Source organism: Prevotella heparinolytica (genome assembly GCF_002998535.1).
Classification (GTDB): Bacteria; Bacteroidota; Bacteroidia; order Bacteroidales; family Bacteroidaceae; genus Bacteroides; species Bacteroides heparinolyticus.
Map to the genome: position 1 here is coordinate 2,239,033 of NZ_CP027234.1, position 21,318 is coordinate 2,260,350.

Annotated in this window: 18 protein-coding genes and 1 pseudogene; 8 read left to right on the forward strand and 11 right to left on the reverse strand. The window is 46.1% G+C overall.

Translation table 11 applies throughout. The annotated features are described in order from the left end of the window. Positions 1–51: 51 nt before the first annotated feature. The gene (locus tag C3V43_RS14805) at positions 52–222 is read left to right on the forward strand and encodes a hypothetical protein (protein ID WP_164996235.1); all 171 of its coding nucleotides are present in this window, start codon (positions 52–54) and stop codon (positions 220–222) included. Between the two features lie 504 nt (positions 223–726). Here C3V43_RS14805 and C3V43_RS09045 read toward each other — a convergent pair. From C3V43_RS09045 to C3V43_RS14930, 8 genes and pseudogenes are all read right to left on the reverse strand, one after another. After that, entirely contained in the window at positions 727–1,374 is a 648-nt protein-coding gene (locus C3V43_RS09045) for a nitroreductase family protein (protein WP_106069528.1), read from the reverse strand. A 125-nt stretch (positions 1,375–1,499) separates the two neighbouring features. Continuing rightward, positions 1,500–3,326, reverse strand: a complete 1,827-nt coding sequence (locus C3V43_RS09050) for a right-handed parallel beta-helix repeat-containing protein (RefSeq protein ID WP_106069529.1) — start codon at positions 3,324–3,326, stop codon at positions 1,500–1,502. Positions 3,327–3,834: 508 nt separating this feature from the next. Further along, positions 3,835–4,305 carry a DUF5018-related domain-containing protein gene (locus tag C3V43_RS09060; protein ID WP_106069531.1) on the reverse strand — a complete coding sequence of 157 codons (471 nt, stop codon included), beginning with the start codon at positions 4,303–4,305 and terminating at the stop codon, positions 3,835–3,837. Positions 4,306–4,341: 36 nt separating this feature from the next. Further along, complete coding sequence (locus tag C3V43_RS09065) at positions 4,342–6,204, reverse strand: RagB/SusD family nutrient uptake outer membrane protein (protein WP_106069532.1); 1,863 nt, start codon at positions 6,202–6,204, stop codon at positions 4,342–4,344. Positions 6,205–6,223: 19 nt separating this feature from the next. Further along, entirely contained in the window at positions 6,224–9,400 is a 3,177-nt protein-coding gene (locus tag C3V43_RS09070; protein ID WP_235655831.1) for a SusC/RagA family TonB-linked outer membrane protein, read from the reverse strand. Between the two features lie 422 nt (positions 9,401–9,822). Continuing rightward, positions 9,823–10,758 carry a FecR family protein gene (locus tag C3V43_RS09075; RefSeq protein WP_106069534.1) on the reverse strand — a complete coding sequence of 312 codons (936 nt, stop codon included), beginning with the start codon at positions 10,756–10,758 and terminating at the stop codon, positions 9,823–9,825. Positions 10,759–10,965: 207 nt separating this feature from the next. Then, on the reverse strand, positions 10,966–11,706 hold the full coding sequence (locus tag C3V43_RS09080; RefSeq protein ID WP_106069535.1) for a Lin1244/Lin1753 domain-containing protein: 741 nt from the start codon (positions 11,704–11,706) through the stop codon (positions 10,966–10,968). A 171-nt stretch (positions 11,707–11,877) separates the two neighbouring features. Then, positions 11,878–12,034 (reverse strand): annotated as a pseudogene (locus tag C3V43_RS14930) (IS982 family transposase); the annotation flags it as partial. 308 nt (positions 12,035–12,342) lie between these two features. On the opposite strand from C3V43_RS14930, the gene C3V43_RS09090 reads away from it, so the two are divergent. Continuing rightward, positions 12,343–12,912, forward strand: a complete 570-nt coding sequence (locus tag C3V43_RS09090; RefSeq protein ID WP_106069536.1) for an RNA polymerase sigma-70 factor — start codon at positions 12,343–12,345, stop codon at positions 12,910–12,912. Positions 12,913–13,321: 409 nt separating this feature from the next. Here C3V43_RS09090 and pckA read toward each other — a convergent pair whose 3' ends face one another. Beyond that, on the reverse strand, positions 13,322–14,929 hold the full coding sequence (gene pckA, locus C3V43_RS09100) for a phosphoenolpyruvate carboxykinase (ATP) (RefSeq protein ID WP_106069538.1): 1,608 nt from the start codon (positions 14,927–14,929) through the stop codon (positions 13,322–13,324). A gap of 317 nt (positions 14,930–15,246) precedes the next feature. Between pckA and upp the strand changes: the two genes are divergently transcribed. The 4 genes from upp (at position 15,247) to C3V43_RS09120 (ending at position 17,444) form a co-directional block, all read left to right on the forward strand. Next, on the forward strand, positions 15,247–15,906 hold the full coding sequence (upp, locus tag C3V43_RS09105; protein ID WP_106069539.1) for a uracil phosphoribosyltransferase: 660 nt from the start codon (positions 15,247–15,249) through the stop codon (positions 15,904–15,906). A gap of 78 nt (positions 15,907–15,984) precedes the next feature. Then, complete coding sequence (locus tag C3V43_RS09110) at positions 15,985–16,503, forward strand: isoprenylcysteine carboxyl methyltransferase family protein (RefSeq protein ID WP_106069540.1); 519 nt, start codon at positions 15,985–15,987, stop codon at positions 16,501–16,503. 298 nt (positions 16,504–16,801) lie between these two features. After that, the gene (locus C3V43_RS09115) at positions 16,802–17,248 is read left to right on the forward strand and encodes a hypothetical protein (protein ID WP_106069541.1); all 447 of its coding nucleotides are present in this window, start codon (positions 16,802–16,804) and stop codon (positions 17,246–17,248) included. Beyond that, positions 17,241–17,444 carry a helix-turn-helix transcriptional regulator gene (locus tag C3V43_RS09120; protein WP_106069542.1) on the forward strand — a complete coding sequence of 68 codons (204 nt, stop codon included), beginning with the start codon at positions 17,241–17,243 and terminating at the stop codon, positions 17,442–17,444. Before C3V43_RS09115 ends, C3V43_RS09120 begins: the two co-directional genes overlap by 8 nt. Before the next feature lie 14 nt (positions 17,445–17,458). Here C3V43_RS09120 and C3V43_RS09125 read toward each other — a convergent pair whose 3' ends face one another. Both C3V43_RS09125 and C3V43_RS09130 read right to left on the reverse strand, forming a co-directional pair. Then, on the reverse strand, positions 17,459–18,703 hold the full coding sequence (locus C3V43_RS09125; RefSeq protein ID WP_106069543.1) for a THUMP-like domain-containing protein: 1,245 nt from the start codon (positions 18,701–18,703) through the stop codon (positions 17,459–17,461). Positions 18,704–18,716: 13 nt separating this feature from the next. After that, positions 18,717–19,148: a hypothetical protein gene (locus C3V43_RS09130; RefSeq protein WP_106069544.1), complete on the reverse strand. Its 432-nt coding sequence runs from the start codon at positions 19,146–19,148 to the stop codon at positions 18,717–18,719. A gap of 319 nt (positions 19,149–19,467) precedes the next feature. Here C3V43_RS09130 and C3V43_RS09135 point away from each other — a divergent pair, with 319 nt between their 5' ends. Next, positions 19,468–20,364 carry a class I SAM-dependent methyltransferase gene (locus tag C3V43_RS09135; RefSeq protein ID WP_106070533.1) on the forward strand — a complete coding sequence of 299 codons (897 nt, stop codon included), beginning with the start codon at positions 19,468–19,470 and terminating at the stop codon, positions 20,362–20,364. Positions 20,365–20,426: 62 nt separating this feature from the next. Continuing rightward, entirely contained in the window at positions 20,427–21,302 is an 876-nt protein-coding gene (locus C3V43_RS09140) for a cell division protein FtsX (protein ID WP_106069545.1), read from the forward strand. Positions 21,303–21,318: the final 16 nt, after the last annotated feature.

Here is a 21,318-nt window from a genome sequence, read left to right on the forward strand (position 1 = left end):
ATTTAACAAGATAACACGCTAAAGATAAAAGCGGCATACGAAAAAACAAGCATGCGCCACCTCAAATCTCGGCAAGGCCGGACGAGGCATGCACTTGCTTTGCGCCGCTTTGCACAAACTGCACAGCAGGCGGCAACAGGGATGTTTCGTTATGCTTTATTGATGCAAAAAAGCAACCTCAAAGCACTGTTTTTCTTTCTTTACGCGTTAAGAAAAACATAAACAAAAAACCATTTTGTAACCCTTTGTAAATCAAGGAGATGAAATTTTACTAAAAATCGAGGCCGTTTTTACTAATTTTCCGGGGAATTTTTACTAAAAATCGGGGGAGATTTTACTAAAAATCCACTCGGTTTTTAGTGCAGATTTCTAAATCTTTACAAACAAGGGGAAAATCGACCTAAAAACATCAGTCACTCCGGTTTCAAAAAAAACGGATGAGACGAATGCTGCAAAGCTTCTTTTTTGCTTGAACATAAAATTATAGGCATTCCCTTTAATTTGAATTTGCGCTGTTTGTCATGGCCGGGCCCATCACCTTGCTGTATGGCTGTTGCCTGCTGATTCTCGAACTTTTACGCAACTACAAACAAAAGCCGTTTGGTTCGTTGCCTTCCCACTGCCGGCGTATCTATGCGGGAAAATGGATTAGTTTTAAAGCCATGTCAGAAGGTATATCCTTCGGCATGGCTTTTTCTTAATACGGTTATCTCTCTATAAAGGAGATTAATCTATGAACTTAATTTTTGCCGCATTACGTGGTTTGGCTGCGGGCGTCTCGTCCGGATAGCCGAAAGCAATGCAATAGAGCAATTGGTAACCTTCCGGGATATCCAGTTTCTTCAGATATTCGGCAGCGGCAGGGCTGGAGGTCATGAAACGAGTAGGGCCGCCTAAGCAGCATGAGCCTATTCCCATAGACCAAGCCGAAAGAATCATGTTCTCGCCCAGCAAACCGCAGTCAATCTGCGAAAGTCCGTACGAGGTATCGTTGGCAATGAAAACCACTGTGGGAGCGTTGCGGAACATGTTTTTGAAGTCCGGGTCTTCGGCGGCTTTGGGGTTTTCTTTCTTATAAACTTCGCTAATTCCATTGATGAACTCCGGATTATCCACTACACGTATTTCCCACGATTGCTTATTCTGCCCGTTGGGAGCGTTGATGCCGCAATCCAGAATAATCTGCATGGTATCGCGGCTCACCGCTTGCGGTTGGTACTTGCGGAAGCTGCGACGAGACATAATAGTTTCTATCACGGCATTCTTCTCTGTCACATCGGCAACAGTGGCGTTTTCTTGTTGTTTCGACGAAGGGGTGCAACCGCAAAGATACAATAGAGCGGTAACCATAAGAGCTGATTTTAAATTCTTCATAGTCAATAAGTTTTTATATTCACACAAAACTAATAAAAAAGAAATTCCTTCCGTCTACGGAAGCAGATTAAATAATGTGAAATATCAGCAGTGTAAGTGTAACGGCATTCTTGAAACACAACTTCTCATGGAAGCTTCTTCACCTTTATCTTACAGTCAATATCAATGAATTGCCTCCTCATCTTTTCCATAATCAAAAGCTTTTCATTCTCCCTATCCAATCGGTTGCCTTTAATAACCACGTCTTTGCACCCTACCATGTGAAATAACGGCTTTTCTCCAGAGAAGATAAAGGTATCTCCTTTCTCCACAGTGTTCTCCTTGAACACCAGCCCTTGCGTGCTTTTGGCGTAGAGCACCGGATTTCCCAAGGTCTTGAATACATTGTTCTCAATACGTATGTTCCGATGCACTGGACGATTAGCGTCGATTTCACTATTGGAGGGATGGATGGCAATAACGGCTTTTTCCGGTCCTCCACTATGTGCGCATTCTATAAACGTATTCCCTTTAATCAGTACATCTTTCACCGGTCCCGATTCGTACCAGTCCTTAGCATCTCCCTCTATCAAGATGGCGCTCATTCCCGTTTTGTAATAAATGTTGTCGGCTATGACCACTTTCCGAGGAGTAGTAACCAACGTGCCTCGCGTACTGGTTCGCGTAAAGTAGCAGTTGCGAATTTCCACTTCGGGCGTACGGCTGATATTCTCCACACAGTCGCTGTTCAACGTCAGTGTTCGTGGAACCTTTCGGTCGAAACTCACCTCCACAGTATAGTCTGTCAGCCGTTTGACCGACGTCACCTTGGCGCAAGCGAACCGTTCCATGGTAGAGGCATTGACGAAGGCCACCGTGTCTCCCTCGAAATAAGCATCGAATCCATAGCTTTGCCCGTGCATGAATCGCAACACCAGCGTGTGGTCGTTTACCTGCCGCACGGCGCATAGATTGGTGCCGTGCACGTTGATGGGGTCGTCTTGCGCCCCGGCGTATCGGCAACCGATGATGCTGATCTTCCCGCTACAACCTGAAAAGTGCATAAAATCGGCCGATGAGGCCAAGATGCGTCCACTCTCTTTACGCGGTTCGCATCTCACGTTGTTCATCGTGATGTTTTCGGTGTACTGACTTACGATGCCCAACCCGTGCATGTAGTGCACATCCATATTTTCCAAGGTTATGTCCCGACTTTGATAGATGAACATGCCAACTTGATCGCGGATGATGTCGCGCACGGTCAGTGTGTTGCCTGTTTGGGGACGGAATCCCTCAGGCGTGGTAAAGCGGACAATGCCCGGTGCTTTTTCGACGGCTTTGGATGCCGCCAGAACCCTCCATCCATTACTATAGAAGAAGAACTTGTTTTGCGGATTATATTCGATGCAGTGATTCCGGTTGGAACGCCATCCCTCGCCGTATAGATGTATCTGCCCGTTGGCAATTTCATATCGAGTATCTCTGTGTATCATTACCTCTACTCCTTTCTCGTCTACTTTAGTATACATCATTTCCGAACCTCCCGGACGCTCAAAGTCGAGATGAATATTTTGCAGCCTCATCCGTTTGCAATGATCGAAAGCAATCATCGTCATTTTACCGTGAAACATCAGTATGGCACCGTTCCCCTCTATGGTCAACCCATCCATCTCCTCGAAAAACAGTCCGATGGTTTTTACTTTCGACAGACATTCCTCTGCTGTCGAGGTGTTGGTGATGAAATATTCTTTTCGTATAGCGCCTTCCGGCCAGAAATCGTAACGTCCCTTTTCAAAGACCAACCAGCGGGCCTTCTGTACCTTGCAAGCCTTGATGACGAGCTGAAGTTTCTCAACGCTGTTCTCGTAAGAGTATGGCCTGATGCCGAAGTCTGATATGTACACGGTGTCTTTTCGTTGCGCCGACAAAGGCAATAAGCAAAGCAACATGATGGAGAGAAAGAGTGTTCTCATATAAACTAATACCTATTTGTTTTTATATTCAATAAGAGGATATGCCATAAAAACGTTTCATTCCACATCTTCCATGCCGGCTCTTTTAAAAAGATAACGGCGGTCGATTCGTTATAAAGCACCTGATCCGGGATAAGAAGCAGGTCGACAACCTCACTCGGCGACTTATCTTTTAAAGCCGAAAGACATTGGTTATCAAACATTTACTACTATCACATCAGAGGCTTGTGTCTGACGGCTCAAACACTTGTGTCTGTCACGTCAGGCACAAGTGTCTGTCGGATTGAACACTTGCGTCTGACACGACAAATGATTGCAACTGTCAAACAGAGGGAGAGAAGGCGGCGTAAAAGAATCTCTCCTTTTCTGCCCGATCGCTATAAACCGGTGCATTCAAGAAATATCAGTCTGATATGACCGTCCCTCATCTTTAGCAAAAGAAACCGTCTATCCCGGACTCAGGTAAGTATGGCTTTCGCAACATATCCTCAAGGACCCTCAACCTTTCTTACTCATTATTGAATTGAGTGATTCTGATGGTCCAAACTTTCTTTTTCCCATTGGCAGCCATCACCTCGAACTTACGTTCTTTACTCCAATCATCAGGCGTACCTAAAGCGGCACTTCCGTCGATAGGGGTAATGAGGGCAGCCGTCGATACGGAAACCTGTCCCCACAGTTTACCGGTGGAAACTTGTTTACGTATGGCTTCCGTAAAGTCTCCCCCGGCATCGGGAACCGTTACGGTTGCTTCGATTATTCCATTTTCGGATTTCACGTTGTTGGTCGTGTTCAGACGTTGCTCTTTCACCACAGGCTCACCGGTGATGGGATCTTTCTTATCGCTTGCCCAACGGAAATAGAACTGCACAGCACTGATTTCGGCATCTTCATAGGCAGGAAGCTCTTCCCAGTTGCATGCGGTCATAAACGGTATGCACAGCAGCATCACCAACCATTTATAATTTATATGTTTCATCTTTTTCTGTTTTTTTATAGTTAATAATCAGACAAATCATTCCCACCCCTTATTCTGGTCCGCATCTGAAATAGCCGAATTGGCTTGAATGACAGATTTGGTTATAGGGAACAAATAAGAACGAATATCGAATTTGCGTTGATCATTCTGCTGTTGCACGATGCCCACAAATGCCGCCGTACGGTCTTTGTTGATTTCGATGAACGTGGCGGGTTCGCACAACTCGTCGATTACGCTTCCCGGTTCTTTACCGTCATTGGCTTCTTTGCCATATTTTCCCCAACGCAACAAGCTGAAGTAGAAATCGCCTTCCCAGAACAATTCCACACGTCGCTCTATTTTATAGTCATTCCATGCCTCCTCTGCCGTAGAAGCCGTAGACTCGGGCAAGCCGCCGTGCGTGGTTCTGGTTTTGTTCAGCGTGGCGACTGCCTCCTTTATCTGTCCCAGTTTCAACAATGCCTCCGCTTTATTCAGCAAAGCCCTTCCATAGCGGAACAGAATTTTGTGATAGTCAGTATATACGTTATAGAATGGGCGAGGCGCCATGTCGGTATAGATATACTTGCGTGTACTATAATTGGTCAGAGGCACATGGTCGGCAGCATAACGTTTTGTAGCCCAACGGCTCATGTTGCCATGGTTACAGGTAGTGATGTCTTCGTTCAAGAACCTGGAACCATCGTGAATGATGGAAGCATCGAAACGTTTGTCGCGGCGGTTATACATCAAGTCGCTGATACTCTTTCCGGGAGTTGTCGTCTCGAAAGCCTTGAATCTGTCTCCTTTCAATTCCGCTTCATCTTTATACTCGATTTTTTTCATCGCTTCATCGGCACCAATGAGTTTGGTATTGTTCTTGAATTGTGAAGACTCATACCAGCGTACGGCCTTTTGGCTCTCTTCATCAATAACCAAATAAGCGTCCACCAAGTTCTGGCTGGGTGTATGATCCAACCAACACTCAAAGATGTCGGGTTTGTTGAACAGCGGACTGCAACCATTGATTTCCAGATTGCTGTTCGTCAGGTTCGGCACCAGATTAATCATGTCGGTATGCATCATCTGCGTATTGTCAGCACTCCAATATCGGGCAAGAATGATTTCAGGGGAGGAGTAAGCACCGTTCTGATTGAACATACTCTCATAGTCCTTGTCTAACGAAACATCCTCAATGGCATCCACGGCATCGACAGCCTCTTGATACAAGCTCTTGCTTCCTGTTTGCAAGGCCTTTGCGTCGTCGGTATAAGCGGCTGCCGTCAGGCACACCTCGGACAAGAGAGCCAACCCGGCATTTTTATTCAAGCGCCCTGCCACTTTCTCAACGGGTAGGTTGACGATGGCTTCGCGCAGATCTTTCAGCACATAGCTGTAACTTTCTACTATATCTTTGGTGAGCGGCAGATTGAATTCATCTTCCGTGTTCAGCACTTTGTCCACCCAAATATAACGGCCTCCTTTGCGTGCAAGGTCATAATATATCATGGCACGCATCATTTTAGCTTCTGCCGTATAGCGTTTTTTGAAAGCTTCGTTCAGAACTTCCGATTTGTCCACCTTTTCAAGGATAAGGTTACAATTGCGAATGGCTGCGAAGCGGTCGTTCAATCCCCATCCATATGTGTTTTCCATCAAGCCCCTCGCTTCATTGGGACAGGAATGTCGGCAATTCACCATGTTATTGGTAAAAGTCTTGTCCCATGTGGAGAAATTCAAGTAGGGGTCATATGCAGAACCGTAGCAATTGACAACAAACGCGTCGACAGTTCCTTGGCTTGCCCATACTGTATTGTCACTGTAACTTTCTTTGGGATACGTATCCAAGAAGTCTTCACATCCTTGCAATCCGATTGTGCAAACGAGACAAAGGGATAAAATGTATTTATTGATTTTCATGTCTTTAGTCTTTATTGGTTTAGAAGCCGATGGTTAAACTTACAGTATAAACTCGCGATATGGGATAGGTATACCCGTCTCCTCTTCCGGCTTCGGGGTCAAAGCCATAATTGTTGGCCGGGCTGAACGTTAACAGGTTATATCCGGAAAGCGACAAGGCAAACTTGGAGAGCCATGTGGCACTTTTCAAAAGTTTGTGTTTGAAGTCGTAGCCTATACTCATATTCTTCAGGCGGAGGTAATGAGCGTCAACCAGCCAGAAGTCGCTGCTTACAAAGTTATTGTTTCCGTTATAACCTGCCGAAGCATGCTGGCGGGGATATAAAGAGCCGGTATTGTCCGGTGCCCAAATGTCAGTTTGGAACTCATAGATTACGGGCAGATAATTACTGTTTCCTCCCTGCAAGATGGCGTCTACATAAAAGTTGTAGTTGGTAGCCCCTTGCCACAGCATGTTAAAGAACCAGCCTTTATAGTTCAAGTCGAAATCGAAACCGTAGTTGGCTCTGGGTTTTCCGCCTGCACCCATGCGTATCTGGTCGTCACTGTCAATCTTGCCGTCACCATTGAAATCATAATATTTCAAGTCGCCTGCCATCAGATTGGCAGAACCGTTGCGCTTAGGAGAATTCAGAATGTCCTCGTAGTTCTGGTAATAACCCAAATTCTTATAATAATTACCGGAATACGGGCTCACTTGCGTTCCTCTTTTATACGGATTTTTAAGTTGGGTTTCGGCTTCATTCGGGTTTATGTTCCATCGGTTATCGTATAGAGTCATATTGGCCGATACACCGTATGCCCAGTCGCCGATTCTATCTTTCCATTGCAATACGAATTCAACTCCCCGGCGGATACTTTCTCCGTTAGATTTGACCACCGGTAAGTTCTTTCCTAACGGAGCGGTATAACCAACGTTCGATGGAGTAGCCAGATAACCGGTGGTTGCTTTTGCGAAATAATCGATAGAACCAGACAAACGACTATTGAATGATGCGAAATCGATGCCGACATTGAAGTCCTTGGTAGTGTACCAAGTCATGTCCGGGCTGACCAACGCCCCCTCACTGAATCCGGGCACCCATTCTCTGCCGATGTATGCGCTACGTTGATTTAAATTATAAGAAGTGAAGTAAGTGTAGCGGTCGGCCACATTGTCTCCGTTTTGGTCGAGGAAGTCTTGACCTATTTCACCATAAGACATACGGAACTTAAACTGGTCGAAAATCTTATCAGCACCCAGATTATGCCAGAAGTTCTCATCGGATATTGTCCATGCCAGCGAACCGGAGAAGAATGTGCCCCAACGGTTGCCTTTCGGGAAATAATCGCTGCCATCATGGCGGAAATTGAGCTCTGCCATGTACTTGGCATTGTAGTCGTATTTCACACGCCCGATGAAAGCTGCACGGCGTTCGCCCACTCCTTCACCCGAACTGTTTTCCATGGTGCTGCTCGGCCCCGCTCCCATCTGGTCGACATCGAAGATGAAGTTTTTGCGCGCCGCCCATAAGTTGTTGTAATCGCTACCGCTGGCTTCCAAGCCGAACAGAGCGCCTACAGTATGCACATTTGCGAAAGTCCGCGAGTAGTCCGCCAAGAATTGCGTATTGAAATTGGTGTGGTGATTGACCCATTTATTCAGATTGGGCTTGCCTGTGGTAGACGGGCTGCCTTCCCAATCGTACGAAGTTGCCGTCTTAGCCCATTGTTTGTATTGATCGTTGGCTAATGTATAACTTCCGATGACTTTCAGTTTCAGTCCTTCTACCCAAGGAACACTCCATTCCATATTCAGGTTTCCTCTCACCGAATTCTCTTTTGCGGTGTAGTAGCCCCCTTCGTTGCTGATGTCTAACAACGGATTGTCGTTGGTGCCGCTGTATATTTGTCCGGCAGGATTGTAGGCTGCCTCCATAGGACGCTTGTTTTGGATATGCGACCATACGTAATAATATCCGCGTCCGTTTGTCGTTGCCGGTTCTTTGGTGTTGAGCAGGTAAGCATCTACACTTGCCGCCACTCTTAATCCGATGGCTTTCAGATATGTCTCCACGTTGGTGCGGAAATTATATCGTTGCATGTTATGGGCATTTGTACGATAAATGGATTCTTGGTCGTAATACCCCAATCCTGTATATATTTTCATGGTTTCCGAACCTCCGGTGAAACTCAGATTGTGGCGCGTTTCAGGGGCAAAGTTACGCATGGTCACTTTTTGCCAGTCGGTGTTGGGATGCCCTTTCGGGTCAGTACCGTTTTTGAATAGATTCAGGTCTTCATCAGTATATTGAGGCGTGCGTCCGTCGTACTGCAAACCACGGTTTAGGTAGAAAGCCGCCGTGTGGGAGTCGACCTTATCCGCCAGATTGGCAGGCTGGCTCAACGTATAGTTAAAATTGTATTCCACGTTGATTTTGCCTGTTTGTCCGTTCTTTGTCCGCACCATGATGATGCCATTGGCTGCACGCGCTCCATAGACAGCGGTTGCCGAAGCGTCTTTCAGAACAGACATCTGCTCGATATCTTCCGGATTCAGGTTTTGGAAATCGCGTTCTTCGCAAATAACGTCATTGATGACATAAAGCGGTGTTCCGCCACCACGGATTGAAATGGAAGCCTTGGAATTGATTCCGCCTCCGGACTGCTGTACGATTAGTCCCGGTGCACGGCCTGCAAGACTTTGCGTGATATTTGGAACGGGTACTTTGCCCAATTCGTCTGCTTTTACTTGCGATATGGCGGAAGTTGTTTTCTTTTTAGAAGTTGTGCCATAGCCAACCACCACCACTTCGTCCAGAAGTTGCGTATCTACCACCAGCCGGATTTGCAGCATCTCGTCTGTCGACACCGTCACCGTTTGCGTTTTATATCCGATGTAGGATATTTCAAGTTGCGATTTCGAGGTAGCGGAAAGAGTGAACTTACCATCCATGTCCGTAATCGTTCCCACAGACCCGCCTTTTACTTTGACAGTGGCTCCTATAATAGGTTCGCCGTTTTCATCGGTAATAATGCCCGTCACTTTTTTCTCTTCTCCTTTTTGCTGTGCCACAGCCTGAGAAGCGGTATCTGTCTGGGTTAAAACAATGTGTGTACCCTCCAATGTGAAAGTTACGTTTCCTTCGGGAAACAGCCGTGATAATACGCTTTCTACTTTTTTGTTACTCACATTGACAGAAACCGGACGTTTCACATTAATGTTATTGGAGTATATAAACAGAAAATTTGTTTGGTTCTCAATTTCATTCAACACCTCAAGGAGAGATACATTTGACTTCTTAATGGTTACCTTTGCCGTTTGAGAGTTGACCGTCGAAGCTGCTGCGCAAAAAGTGCAGAATAATAATAATGTAGTGATTTTCATTACTCTATAAAATAGGTTAAAAGGATGTACTTTCCCTAAAGTTCTATCTTCAGTTGAATCTTTTTTCATACATTTACGTTTGAGTTTAATAAAGGTTTCTTTTCCATTTAAGTGAAAGAGCTTTTCCACTTGCGGCAAGTATTGCAGTACTTGCCGCTCTTTAATTAAGAGGCATTAATTGAGGGTATTTGGCATAGGCTTTCGGATTTAAAGTTTAACAAAATATTATCTAAGGTTATTATTCATTTTTTTCATTTCAGATATATAACATTGCTTTCATGATCTCTGCTAAAAGAGAACCGCACTTCTTTTTGCAATACCCGGAGCGCATAATCAACGCCGTCTACCAACCGGAACTTACCGTTCATTCTTATGTTGGGTATCTTTTCATTCTCCTTGACAAAAGAGACGTCATAGTAAGTCTCAAACAACTTTAATACTTCGTCGAAAGGCAAATCCTTAAAACAAAAAAGCCCGTCGCGCCAGCGGAAAGCATCCGTGTCTTCTATATTCCTGCAATGAAGTTTTTTGTTTTGCAAAACAGCTTTATGATTGGGAGATAAAATCATATTATCATTGGCTGTCAACACCTTAACACTTCCTTCGATTAACGAGATTTCAAAGTCGTCGGTATGTTCATAAGCATTGACATAGAATTTGGTTCCTAATACTTCGACTTTTCCTTTGGATGTTTCTACGATAAAAGGCCGATTTGCGTTTTTACTGACTTCGAAGTAGGCTTCCCCATTCACCCTTACGATTCTCTTGTCTGCTCCTTTGAAACTTTGCGGATACTCCATTCGAGTTTTGGTATTCAACCATACGTTTGTTCCGTCGGAAAGGGTTAAATTCACCCGTTGCCCTTGCGGCACCGTAATCTTATTCAGCGGAGCCTCTCGGAGGCCTTGTTCCAAATTCAAAGTAGTAAGGGCAATGGTGAGTGCTACCACGGCAGCTATACCGGCAACTCTCAATGCTATTTTTCGTAAAGGGATTCTGCTATATTGCTTTTTATACGAAACATCCCCATGCAGAAGTACGGCATCGAAGAATTTGCGTTCTTCGAGCAATAATCGGTAATTTTCATCCGCTTCTTCAACCCATTCACGAATTTTGTTTTCTTCTTCGTTGGTGGCGGTGCGGTTGAAGAATCGAAATAATATTTCTCGGTCTATATTTGTATACATCGGGGCATTTTTTTGAATGTTTCTTTATATAAAGCACATCAGCATCGCTTTCCCCCATTTAAAAAACATTAAAAGAAATGTTCGTATGATTCAATTCATTCATCTCCCTCACCCCCTCCACACTTCATCGTCCGCAACTCCGCACTTCAGCTTCCGTAAGCCCGCACTTCACCGTCTGCAATCTCACACCTCGCACCCGTTGCGCCCTCACGTTACGACGCATACGGTGTGGCGTTCCTCCACCTCCTCCACCTTAAGAGGAGGAATTATATAGAGGAGGTATTTTCTTTTCTCTTCTTCTCTATTCTTCTCTTCTCTCGTGCGGCGAGGGAGGTCCGTTCGATAACTCCCTAAGGCACTGTGTGTTATCCTGCTTTTTACCGCTTTCCGGACTGCTTGCCGACTGCGAGCCGGCAGGCAGTCGGCTACAAGTTCGTCCGGAGTCTCCGCGCAAGCTTCGGACACTTCCACAGCAGCGGCAAGAGAAGTTGCCGCCCGAAAATCCCCGTCCTCTTCTACAAGCGGGCTTGCTTCTTCGACAACTGGCGCTGTCTCTTCGGGCATCGGTTCTGTTTCTTCGGCAATCTTCATCCTATCCGCCATCGCCTCCTCTTCTTCCGCTCCTCTCTCGGTAGTATTTTTCTTTGACACTTCCGCTTTCTTCCGCGAAGTGCCCAAATAGTCGATGGCCGATGAAAACATATCGTCCTCGATGACGAACAGACCGTAGTTCCGGACTATTTTTTCGAGATAAGCCTGCGGGAATCCTTTCTGCTGTATCAGTTTCAGTTGCCCGATGAAAAGCCTACCGGACTCCTGACTGTAAAGCCGTTCGAGAATGAAGAGGTAGCTGCCGTAGCCCCGTGCACCCTCTTCGTCGATGAGTTTGTAGAGCCTGCTGTCGCGGCTCAGGTTGAAGCGGTGTTTAAACCAGAAAAAATTTTCCATACTGTATCGTGTTTGATTTGCAACCGCAAAGTTAATACATGAAAGCCCGAAATGCAAATGCACCAAATGCCCGGTTCACGGCATTTTATCCCCCTCAGAACATACTGTAGGGGCGATAAAACACCGCGAACCGGGCATTTCATAAAAAACGTCAGTTCGGGATGGTGCCGCGGCTTCAAGTTGCACAAAGCGGTTGCGGGGTACTGCGGTTGGGAAATAACTCCTCAAATATCCTTTGATAAAAAAACAGATAATAATGCTTGGTATTGCAGAAAGTCCCGAAATGACGGCACAGCAGGATCGTCATAATCTCGCTATCGGACATACGTCCCTTACGGTGCCGAATATGTTTATACCCCTCGGCGGTAGAGGCTAAAAGTTACGATAAATAAACGGGATACCAACTTTTATTACCATTCTCTTATCCCGAACTGACGTAATTGTTTGGTCCGACAAGGCTGAACGGAGGCTGAAAATAAAAAAAGAAACAACCATTTGGCTTTTCCTGAAAAAAACTTTAATATTGTAGTTTCTATCTTAAAAGCAGAGAAAAAACTATTATCTTTTTGAGGGACAATAACCGAACCAAATTTTCCCCCATGCGAATGCTTAAAATAAAAAAGATGAAAATACAAAATGATAGAAACAAATTCCGACATAGCCTTATTCAATAAGATATTTAACGAATATCAGTCTAAATTCATCCATTTCGCTTCTACGTATGTCGACGATCAAATGGCGGCTGAAGATATCGTAATGGAATCGATGATGTATTATTGGGAAAACCGGGCAAGAATAAACGGCGAGAAAGAATCGCTGTCTCTACCATACGTATATATTTTTACTGCTATCAGAAACAAATGCCTCAACTATCTGCGCAACCGTCGCTATGACCAAATGCTTTCGGAGCAGATGCAAAAACATGAAGAATGGAAATTGTCCATACAGATAGCCACGCTGGAAGCCTGCAATCCCCAAGAACTGTTGTCTAAGGAGATTCAGGAACAAGTGCAACGGGCATTGGCAAAGCTGCCTGAGGTGACGCGGAGAATTTTTATCATGCACCATTTCGAAGAAAAGACTCATCGTGAAATAGCGATGATAATGAACATGTCGGTCAAGGGTGTCGAATATCATATGGCAAAAGCCATACGGTTGCTTAAAAAATCACTGAAACACATGCTCTTCATACTATTCTTCATGTAATAAATTATTGTTTAATTTATTACATGCAAGACGGTTGAATATTCGCTTACTCCTCCCTCTTCTATAAATCCGAATTTGAAATTATCCCCTCTTGGAGCAGAATGTATTAAGTGTACGGCCAATCTCCAATCGTGTTTCCTCCTATTTTTCAGAACTGTTGTTTAAAAATAATATATGTAATATTTTTTGTCATAATACTTAAACTCGGGACAGGCAGTTCTTTTTTCGCTAAAGATGGGGCGTTTGACCGCTACCGAGCCTTTGTGGCGGCAGGCACCCACGTACTTCTTATCCCGAACTCAGATATCATAATGGCAGGTTGGGTAGGTTTAACGAACAACTGTTTTCAAAAGAAAAAAAGGCGACTCCCGATACCGGAAGTCGCCTAAAAATATATAATCCGCTTCTATCAGAGTTTCGGACCGGCAGCAACCAAAGCCTTACCGGCTGCGTTGCCCGTAAACTTGGCGAAGTTCTTGATGAAGCGACCGGCCAAGTCTTTTGCTTTTTCTTCCCACTTGCAAGCACAGTCGTACGTGTCGCGAGGATCGAGAATCTTCGGATCGACACCCGGCAACGCAGTAGGAACTACGAAATCGAAGAAAGGAATAGTCTTTGTCGGAGCCTTGTCGATAGAACCATTGAGGATGGCGTCGATGATGCCGCGAGTATCTTTGATGGAGATACGCTTGCCGCTACCGTTCCAACCGGTGTTTACCAAGTATGCCTTGGCGCCTACTTTGTTCATCTTCTTCACTAATTCTTCCGCATATTTAGTGGGGTGCAAGCTCAAGAAAGCGGCACCGAAGCAAGCGGAGAATGTAGGAGTGGGTTCGGTGATGCCACGTTCCGTTCCGGCCAGTTTGGCGGTGAAGCCTGACAGGAAGTAGTACTGAGCCTGTTCGGGGTTCAGAATAGATACCGGAGGCAATACGCCAAATGCGTCAGCCGACAGGAAGATTACCTGATGGGCATGAGGACCTTTGGATACGGGCTTAACGATGTTCTCGATGTGATCGATGGGATAAGAGACACGGGTATTCTCTGTCACGCTCTTGTCCGCGAAGTCAATCTTGCCTTTGGCGTCGACAGTTACGTTCTCCAACAGGGCGTCGCGCTTGATGGCGTTATAGATATCGGGTTCGCTTTCTTTATCCAGGTTGATGACCTTGGCATAGCATCCGCCTTCGTAGTTGAATACGCCTTCGTCGTCCCATCCGTGCTCGTCGTCGCCGATGAGCAGACGTTTCGGGTCGGTAGACAGGGTTGTCTTGCCCGTACCGGAGAGGCCGAAGAAGATGGCAGAGTCGGTGCCTTCCTTGTTGGTATTGGCAGAGCAGTGCATGGAAGCGATGCCGCGAAGCGGGTTCTTGTAGTTCATGATGGAGAACATGCCTTTCTTCATCTCGCCGCCGTACCAAGTGTTCAGGATAACCTGTTCATTGGTCTTCAAGTTGAATACGGTAGCTGTTTCGGAGTTCAGCCCCAGTTCCTTGTAGTTGTCTACTTTTGCTTTGGAGGCGTTGAACGATACGAAATCGGGTTCTCCGTAATTAGCCAGCTCTTCTGCTGTGGGACGGATGAACATGTTGGTCACGAAATGAGCCTGCCATGCCACTTCCATGATGAAGCGCACTTTCATGCGAGTGCCCTCGTTGGCTCCGCAGAAAGTATCGACCACAAACAGACGTTTGCCGCTCAATTGCTTTACGGCTTTAGCCTTCAGGTCGGCCCAAGCTGCCTCGGAGCAAGGTTTGTTGTCGTTTTTGTATTCTTCTGACGTCCACCATACAGAATCCTTGCTGGCCTCATTCATCACGAAGAATTTATCTTTAGGAGAACGTCCGGTATAGATACCCGTCATTACGTTCACAGCACCCAGTTCAGTTACTTGGCCTTTTTCGAAGCCTTCCAGACCCGGCTTGGTCTCTTCAGCGAACAATACATCATAAGACGGGTTGTGGATAATCTCCTTCACGTCTTTGATACCGTACTTGCTTAAATCTAAATTTGCCATTTCTTTTTAAGATTTTAAAATTTGGTATTTTGGTTTATAATCTCTTTTTACCTTATGATTTGCAAGGGAAAAATTGCATGAAAAGTTCGCTACTTTGACTGCTTTTTGATAAGCCCCTTGTTTTTCGCTTACAAAAGTAATACTTTCTTTTAAAAGAAACATTCTATTAGAGAAATTTTTCTGTAATAAGAAGTCTTTTATAGAACAGTAACAATATCTGCTAACTGAATGTTGCAAATTGGATGAAATTCATTTACTTTTGCACCCGCATTTCGTCGAAGAGATACAACCCAAAACATATTAACCCAATAATAACAATGAAAATTGTCAACTTTGCCGAGACAGATTCTGTCTTGAACCAATACGTAGCGGAGATTCGCGATGTGGCAATCCAAAGCGACCGCATGCGTTTCCGGCGTAATATCGAACGTATCGGAGAAATTATGGCTTATGAAATGAGTAAAGAACTGACTTATTCCGTCAAGCAAGTACAAACCCCATTGGGAGTGGCATCGGTCAGCACCCCTGACGATGACGTGGTGATTGCCACTGTCTTCCGTGCCGGACTGCCTTTGCATACGGGCTTTCTGAACGTGTTCGACTGTGCCGGCAACGCCTTCGTTTCTGCTTACCGTTATTATAAGGACAAAGAGTGCCGCACGGTAGATGTACACATCGAATACATCGCCACTCCAGACTTGTCAAAGAAAACCTTGTTGCTGGTAGACCCCATGCTTGCCACGGGCGAAAGCATGGAACTTGCATGGAAGGCTTTCCTTACCAAAGGCACTCCTTCCAAATTGCAGATAGCTTGCGTCATAGCCAGCAGGCAGGGAGTAGAACACTTGGAGAAGCTCTTCCCCGGAGATGAAGTGACTTTATGGTGTGCCGCCATCGACCCCGATATGAACGAACATTCTTACATCGTGCCCGGCTTGGGCGATGCGGGAGATTTGGCGTTCGGCGATAAGATTTAAGAGAAGTCTCTTCTCTGCCTCGGATCATGAAGAAGCGGAGATGGATATTAGCAATAACAATTGGTAAAATCTAATTATATGCAGTGCATTATTATCACATTCGTCATCTTCTTCGCCCTCCGGCTGGTTTCTCTCTCTTATTCCATCCGCAACGAGAAACGCATCCTGAAAAAGGGAGCAGTACAATACGGCAAGTTGAACTCGCTTTTACTGACTTTGGCGCATATAGCATACTATTTTTCCTCCCTGTACGAAGCTTATGCTTCGGGTAGCGGATTCAATTATTTCTCAGTATGGGGTGTTGCCGTTATGGGGTTTGCCTATGCAATGCTGTTTTACGTCATCTATAAGTTGAGAGATGTTTGGACGGTAAAACTATATATCGTTCCCAATCAGCGCATAGAGAGAAGTTTCCTTTTCAGGACGGTGCGTCATCCTAACTATTACCTGAATATCTTGCCCGAGCTGATCGGGGTGGCTCTGCTCTGTAATGCGTGGCATACCTTGGCAATCGGACTGCCGGTTTATATCTGTTTTCTTGCCATACGCATCCGTCAGGAAGAGAAAGCCATGACCGATTTGTGGAAAAACAGATAAAAAACAGTAATTCATTGGTGAAAAGATAGCGAACACATATATTTGCGCATCGCAAAATTACGTAAGTTCGATACAATATATCAGAATATCATAAATTACCCGTCATTGATGAAGTTAATATCAATGGCGGGTTTCTTTTTCAACATAACAGGGCTTATAGATGATAATCTTTTTGAGGAAAAACTCCGGTTCTATCAGTTCCTTTCAAGAAAAGGAAACACGACTTTTAGTAAAGAATACTTGTTTTTATGTAAAGCAAACATTACCTTTGCGTCGTCACTTAAAAAACTATATCAGTATGAAAACAAATTATCTGCTTCCGACTTATTTCAGGAAAATAGGTTGGATTCTGTTTTTCCCGACATTCGTAATGGATTTGATTTGTCTATCGAGCAATTCCGATTGGAACAACTGGTTAAAGATTCCCGTATTTTCTCTCTTCCAAAGAGAAATCATTACCGACTCCGTGTTCGACGAGATAGGAATGATAGGGCTGACCCTGTCTCTCCTGTTTATTTGTCTGGCCAAAGAGAAAGGTGAAGACGAATGCATTGCCGCCATCCGTTCGCAGGCCCTTATTTGGGCCACTATTGTCAGCTATGCGCTCATCATCTTGGGCACATTGCTGATTTACGGAATGCCGTTTCTGACCTTTATGTTCATAGCTCCTTTCATCTTGCTGCTCTTGTTTATGATAAAATACCGTATTGAAATTTATAAATTCAGGAGAAACAGCAATGACTAATACACTAAGAGTAGAAAGAGCCATCAAGCAGATGACGCAGCAACAACTGGCAGATGCCATAGGAGTTAGCCGGCAGACAATCAATGCCATAGAGTCGGGAAAATACATCCCTTCCACGCTGTTGGCACTGAAAATATCCCGGATATTCGGGAAGCCGGTAAACGAGATTTTCCTTTTGGAAGAAAAAGACGAATAGGCAGACGGCAGACGTCAGCCCATAGGGCGGCAGCGTATCAGCACTTTCTTCTCGTCGGCCAGCGTGGTGGCGAAGAAGTAAACATCACCGCCCTCTGTCAGCTTCAACCGTTTGCGCAGCTCGGCAACAGAAGAGGGGAAATTGCGCACTGTGAGATTTCCCCTCTTTGCTACGCCCAACAGTTCTTTTATCTCCTTCTTGCCGAAACCGCAACTGCCGAGAACCTGAAACTTACGGCCGGGAAAGTCGGATATATATTCGTCGGAAGTGTAAAGGTGGCTGTTGGGGTGTAACTTCTCTACCTTATATATATGAGAAACGCAACGGAAAGCTCCACCTTTCAGGATGGAGGCGTTCGACTCGTAAAGATAGGCCTGCGGCACAGAGGCAAACCGGCACGTGCTCTCCTTCTCCTGCCGACGGCAGAAGGTAAGAGTTTGGGCTAAGCCTGCACCGGTGAGGTTGGTGCAATGAATGGGAATAACATCCGTCGGCAAGGTTTCGCTGCGCCCCAATACGAGCAACAACTCCTTGCACTCGTTGTTTACCGAAATGATATGAGCCTCCTGCACATGCTTCAAATTGTTCAAAGCAAGTGCCAGGTCCAACATGGGCGACAGTTTAATCAATACATGCTCCGCTTTTTCGAGCAGCAGTTCTTCCAAAGCAGCGACATCCGGTTCGCAGTCGCTGATAGCCACGACCTTTCCTCCTTGTCCGTCACGACGGGCAGGGTCGATGAAAATCCAGTCGGCAGGCTGCATCTGTTGCAGATGCCGGATACAGTCATCGTGACAGACAGTTATGTGCTTCAAACCTAAAAGCGGAAAGTTATGCACGGCTATGTCGCAAAGCGCCTCTTGCCTCTCCACGTAGGTGGCTTCCCGGAAACAGGCAGAAAGAAAAGCGCAGTCTATTCCGAAACCTCCCGTCAAATCGGTAAACGTACCCTCTACTTCATCCGGAATCTTATTCTCCGAGGCAGAGGCATGCCTTATCCGGCGGATGATGTCTGCCTTATGACGCGCCGTCGATTCCGACGAACATTGTTCCAAAGAGAGGTGGACGGGATAGAGAATGCCTTCTTGCTCCGCCCATGCAGGCACTTTCTCTCTGACCGTCTGTCGTCCGGCTATTTGCGTGATGGCGGCAGGCATATCTACGGCAGGAAACTTGCCGGTTTTCAGGGCAAGCGTTCGCACATCGTCGTTGCGGTGTTCATGGATAAACGCGAGGGTTTCAGGATTGAATGCAGACATAGGAGGTATTCTGTTATGGATTCAGCACAAAACGGTTTCTCCACCAATATCCGATGAAGCGCAACCCTGTGCCGAGAAGCGCCAAAGAAAGTCCGGTGTAGAACACGGCGATGAAAGTTTTGGGCAAAAGGCTGTAGACGCGTATCACGACCCCCATCGTAATCATGCACGCCATCACAATCCACCCTTTTACATCGAAGAAAGAGAAAGGGCAGTGCTTCCCCTTTTTCTGCGAAATGCGCAAAGTATATTTCTTGTACAGCCTATGAAAGATAACGCCGAAGAACAAAAAGAATATCAAACAGGCTTCACAAACCTTAAACAACCAATAGTGCCCGTCGTCCATCCAGCATATCAGCCCGATGCGCAGGATATTGGCCCCGGCCAGTATCCATATCGTCCCGGCAGTAATGAGAAGGATATTTGGAGATACTCCGTATTTCATAGATACAATGATCTTAATGGCTTATAAGAGCCTGTTGAAAATTTTCCAAAAAGGGATATGCCCTAAAAAGAACAAAGAAAAAGAAATCATAAAGAAATAACAAGAAAAAGAGGCAGAAAATGGCAGTGTAAATTGTTTCATCATAGAAAAACAGGCGGGAAAATAAGTCTCACCAAGCATCCACCCTGCGGCTTTACTCTTAAATCTCCTTAACGAAAGCCTTGTAAATCAGTTTTTATTTGTTATTTTGCACCAAATTCGGGGTTGGTGTGCCTTGTCATGATGCGGGGTGCACACTTCCTTGTTGGCAGAACGTTCGATGAATAAACTCACTATAAAAACTTGTCCGTTGTGTGGCGGAACGCATTTGGAGCGTGCCCTGACTTGTGTAGACCATTACGTATCAGGCGAGATGTTCCATCTGTGCCGCTGTCGGGACTGCGGATTTCTCCTTACGCAAGACGCTCCCGCAGAGAGCGAAATCGGACGATATTATGAGGCTTCCGATTATATTTCGCACACGGATACGAAAAAAGGAGCGATGAACTCCGTATATCATTGGGTGCGCAACTACATGCTGAAGCGCAAAGCGGCCCTCGTGATGCGCGAAGCCCACCGCAAGACGGGGAGTCTGCTGGATATAGGTACGGGGACGGGCTACTTTGCCGATGCCATGCAGCGCCGCGGCTGGCAGGTGGAGGCAGTGGAGAAAAGTCCGCAAGCACGCGCATTCGCCAAGGAGCACTTCAATATGGACGTAAAGCCCCATACTGCTTTAAAAGATTTCACTCCGGACAGTTTCGATGTCATCACCCTGTGGCACGTCATGGAGCATCTGGAACCACTCAATGAGACATGGGAAACGTTGCATTCCCTGTTGACGGAAAAAGGCGTACTGATTGTGGCAGTGCCCAACAGCTCCTCTTTCGACGCCAAGAAGTACGGCGCCTATTGGGCCGCCTACGATGTGCCCCGCCATTTGTGGCATTTCACCCCCGCCACCATACAACAATTCGGAGCCAAACACGGATTCATATTGGCCGAGAGGCATCCCATGCCGTTCGACGCTTTCTATGTGTCCATGCTGACGGAACGGCACATGAGGCACTCGTGCACTTTCCTCAAAGGGATGATTGTGGGCACGCTGGCATGGTTCAGTGCGCTGGTGAAGAAAGAGCGCAGCAGTTCGATGATTTACGTGTTCAGAAAAAAATGACGAATGCCTGCCGACGGAAAAGACCGGGAAGCAGGGCGATAACAGATATAAGACAGTGACCGATGAAAGCTAAAAACAACTCGATATCCTATTTTGACATGCAGTTCATCACGTCCAGCATCAGCACGACGTTGGTGTTGCTGCTGTTGGGACTGGTCGTGTTTTTTGTACTGGCAGCCCACAACCTGTCCGTGTACGTCAAAGAAAACATCAGCTTTTCCGTACTCATCAGCGACGACATGAAGGAGGGCGACATCCTGAAACTTCAAAAGAAGCTGGATAAGGAAGCCTTCGTGAAGCAGACGGAATACATCTCCAAGAAGCAGGCCCTGCGCGAGCAGACCGAGGCGATGGGCACCGACCCGCAAGAGTTCCTCGGCTACAACCCTTTCACCGCCTCCATCGAGATAAAGCTGCACTCCGACTACGCCAATTCCGACAGCATCGCCAAAATAGAGAAACTGATCAAGAAGAATACCAATATTCAGGAAGTGCTCTATCAGAAAGACCTGATAGATGCCGTGAACGACAACATACGAAACATCAGCCTGTTGTTGCTGGGACTGGCCGTGATACTGACCTTTATCTCCTTTGCACTGATAAACAACACCATCCGGCTGGCGATATATTCCAAGCGTTTCCTCATCCACACCATGAAGTTGGTGGGGGCAAGCTGGGCATTTATCCGCCGCCCGTTCCTGCGCCGTAACTTCTGGATCGGGGTGCTGGCCGCCTTCATTGCCGACGGCATCTTGTGGGGGGCAGCCTTGTGGCTGGTGTCATACGAACCCGATTTGATGAAAGTCATCACCCCCGACGTCATGCTGTCGGTATCTCTTGCCGTACTGGTGTTCGGGGTACTCATCACTTGGCTGTGCGCATTGCTTTCCATCAATAAATATCTCAGGATGAAAGCAAGCACGCTGTATTATATATAGGTGCTCCGGGGGCATA